3 protein-coding genes are annotated in these 935 nt (G+C 39.6%); all 3 read left to right on the top strand.

Annotation, left to right across the window (positions count from 1 at the left end; translation table 11 throughout):
• The first annotated feature begins 63 nt into the window (after positions 1 to 63).
• Positions 64 to 435: a 50S ribosomal protein L14 gene (gene rplN, locus DA085_RS20665; RefSeq protein ID WP_005619403.1), complete on the top strand. Its 372-nt coding sequence runs from the start codon at positions 64 to 66 to the stop codon at positions 433 to 435.
• 10 nt (positions 436 to 445) lie between these two features.
• Positions 446 to 757, top strand: a complete 312-nt coding sequence (rplX, locus tag DA085_RS20660) for a 50S ribosomal protein L24 (RefSeq protein WP_005599300.1) — start codon at positions 446 to 448, stop codon at positions 755 to 757.
• 17 nt (positions 758 to 774) lie between these two features.
• A partial coding sequence (gene rplE, locus DA085_RS20655) for a 50S ribosomal protein L5 (protein ID WP_109474874.1) occupies positions 775 to 935 on the top strand: 161 nt, incomplete at its 3' end.

Genomic DNA, 935 nt, shown 5'->3' with positions numbered 1-935 from the left:
TCCGATCTGGGTAAGTGGGTTTTCGTCCCGAAAGGGTGTTTTTTAATTTAACGGAGCACTAATATGATCCAAGAACAGACTATGCTGGATGTTGCTGATAACTCAGGGGCTCGTAGCGTAATGTGTATCAAGGTTCTAGGTGGATCGCACCGTCGTTACGCTGCTATTGGCGACATTATCAAAGTTACTGTGAAAGAAGCAATTCCACGCGGTAAAGTTAAAAAAGGTGATGTGTTAAAAGCAGTTGTTGTGCGCACCAAGAAGGGTGTTCGTCGCCCAGATGGCTCAGTTATTCGTTTCGATGGTAATGCTTGTGTAATTTTAAACAATAACACTGAGCAACCAATCGGTACTCGTATTTTTGGACCTGTGACTCGTGAACTTCGTTCTGAGAAGTTTATGAAGATCATTTCATTAGCTCCAGAAGTACTGTAAGGGGAATGTAATGGCTGCTAAAATCCGTCAAAATGATGAAGTAATTGTTCTTACCGGTAAAGATAAGGGCAAACGTGGTAAGGTAACTCAAGTGTTACCAAACGGTAAAGTGATTGTTGAAGGCGTTAAAATCATCACTAAACATGAAAAACCGGTTCCTGCTTTAGGTAAAGCTGGTGGCTTAGTGAAGAAAGAAGCTGCAATTGATGCGTCAAATATTGCAATTTTCAACCCGAAAACAAATAAAGCTGACCGTGTAGGTTTTAGATTCGAAGACGGTAAAAAAGTCCGTTTCTTCAAATCTAATAATGAAATTATTTAATTAACTGGAGTAATGCGATGGCGAAACTGCATGATTACTACAGAGATCAAGTAGTTAATGAATTAAAAGCTAAATTCAACTACTCATCTGTCATGCAAGTCCCACGAATCGAAAAGATTACCCTGAATATGGGTGTGGGTGAAGCATTGACCGATAAAAAACTTTTAGATAACGCAGT

Source organism: Ornithinimicrobium cavernae, assembly GCF_003121625.1.
Lineage (GTDB): Bacteria > Actinomycetota > Actinomycetes > Actinomycetales > Dermatophilaceae > Ornithinicoccus > Ornithinicoccus cavernae.
This window is presented reverse-complemented; position numbering and strand designations above follow the sequence as displayed.

What these genes read in the sequence shown, in the direction of transcription:
- rplN (WP_005619403.1), top strand. Translation starts at nt 64, where the DNA reads ATGATCCAAGAACAGACTATGCTGGATGTTGCTGATAACTCAGGGGCT.
- rplX (WP_005599300.1), top strand. Translation starts at nt 446, where the DNA reads ATGGCTGCTAAAATCCGTCAAAATGATGAAGTAATTGTTCTTACCGGT.